Consider the following 1,470-nt stretch of genomic DNA (forward strand, 5'->3'; position numbering starts at 1 on the left):
CTGGGGTAGAATTCATGTCGGGCAAGGTGTGTTCGTGCTGATAGGGTAGGTTTTTAGATAACTCCCATTCTATCAATCACTTACGGCATTCTTGCCCTTTTTTGTGCAAAATTCAGGATAGATTGTTGGCCTGTCACATCCGGCCCGGGCCGGGCGTCAAGTGGCGCCAACGCCCATAAAGGAGATTCCCGATGACGCACCCGAGCGATACCGACGGCGCCCTGTTCGAACAGCTGCGACCGCGCCTGAAAGCGATCAGTTGCCGCATCGTCGGCAGCGAGGCGGAAGCCGAGGACATCGTGCAAGACTGCTTTTTCAAGTGGCACGGCGCCGAACAGGCGGCGCTGGCGACGCCGGCGGCCTGGCTGACCACGGTCGTGCAGCGCCAGTCGATCGACCGCCTGCGCAAGCGCGCGCGCGACGCGGCGGCGGCGCACAGCGCCATGGAACTGGCGCCCGCAGTCCCTTGCGCGCCGCCCGAGGATGGCTTGTTGCGGCGCGCCGAACTGGGTGAGGCGCTGGCGCGCATGCTGGCCCGCCTGTCGCCATCGGAGCGCCTGGCCCTGGTCCTGCACGAGGTTTTCGAGTGCGGGCATGCCGACATCGCCGCGGCGCTCGGGACCACGACCGTGAACGCGCGCCAGTACCTGGCCCGCGCCAGGCGGCGGCTGCGCGAGGATGAGGGGGAAGCGCCGGCCAGCGAAAAACTCTGCCGCGAGCTGATCCGCCGCTTCCAGGCCGCGATCAACGGCATCGACGTGCCGGCGATGATGTCCTTGCTCGGTGATGAACAGCCGGTGTCGGTGCATGAAGCGCCCCGCTTGCGGATACCCGCGGGTGCTTGTGCCAACGATGCCTTGTACTGGTGCGTGGTGGCGGCCTAGAAGCTGGGGGCGTGCTGCAGTAGATTGACGTCGACACGTGGATAGCCAAATGACGACGACTAAAATTTTTCAAAATGGAAATTTGCAGGCGGTCCGAATCCCAGCTGAATTTGCCTATGAGCACCTCGACATTGAGCTGGAGATTGAACGTGTCGGCGACGAACTCGGCATCCGTCCCGCGCGCCGACCGCTTGCTGGTGTACTGAGCAAGTTCGCCAGATTCGGATCTGACTTCATGGCTGACGGACGCGGCGACCAGGTGCAGGAAGAGCGGGAGGCACTGTCATTGATGAAATGGCAAGCTGAGCAGGTGGCCAGGCGGTTTGCGCAATGCTATGTTGGCGACGTGGTCATTTCAGCTGTTACATTCGCCGGCTTACGTACTCATCGTTCAGCGGATCGTCTAGCCTGAATGTTGCATAAACCGCCGCCGCAGCGTCACTTTTCCGATGCCGGAGTTTTTCAACTTGAATCGGAATGTCGCGGGTGATAGCGTCCCTACCCAATTGAACGGGACAGTCAATGAAGCGGTTTGAAGGTTGAAGTTTGGCGGCGTGTGGTCGATTCTCGGCAGACCGGACGTGAC

2 protein-coding genes and 2 pseudogenes are annotated in these 1,470 nt (G+C 61.5%); 3 read left to right on the forward strand and 1 reads right to left on the reverse strand.

The window, feature by feature from the left end:
• Nucleotides 1-191: 191 nt before the first annotated feature.
• The 3 genes and pseudogenes from F1735_RS33530 to F1735_RS37115 all read left to right on the forward strand — a co-directional run.
• Nucleotides 192-884: a sigma-70 family RNA polymerase sigma factor gene (locus F1735_RS33530; RefSeq protein ID WP_167241323.1), complete on the forward strand. Its 693-nt coding sequence runs from the start codon at nt 192-194 to the stop codon at nt 882-884.
• A 49-nt stretch (nt 885-933) separates the two neighbouring features.
• A pseudogene (locus F1735_RS37110) lies at nt 934-1,167 on the forward strand (antitoxin); the annotation flags it as partial.
• 6 nt (nt 1,168-1,173) lie between these two features.
• A pseudogene (locus F1735_RS37115) lies at nt 1,174-1,263 on the forward strand (VapC toxin family PIN domain ribonuclease); the annotation flags it as partial.
• 24 nt (nt 1,264-1,287) lie between these two features.
• Here F1735_RS37115 and F1735_RS35995 read toward each other — a convergent pair.
• The coding region (locus tag F1735_RS35995) for a hypothetical protein (protein ID WP_222853170.1) at nt 1,288-1,470 on the reverse strand (183 nt) is incomplete at its 5' end.

The sequence above is a fragment of the Massilia genomosp. 1 genome, assembly GCF_011682185.1.
Taxonomy (GTDB): domain Bacteria; phylum Pseudomonadota; class Gammaproteobacteria; order Burkholderiales; family Burkholderiaceae_D; genus Telluria_A; species Telluria_A rubra.

What these genes read in the sequence shown, in the direction of transcription:
- F1735_RS33530 (WP_167241323.1), top strand. Translation starts at nt 192, where the DNA reads ATGACGCACCCGAGCGATACCGACGGCGCCCTGTTCGAACAGCTGCGA.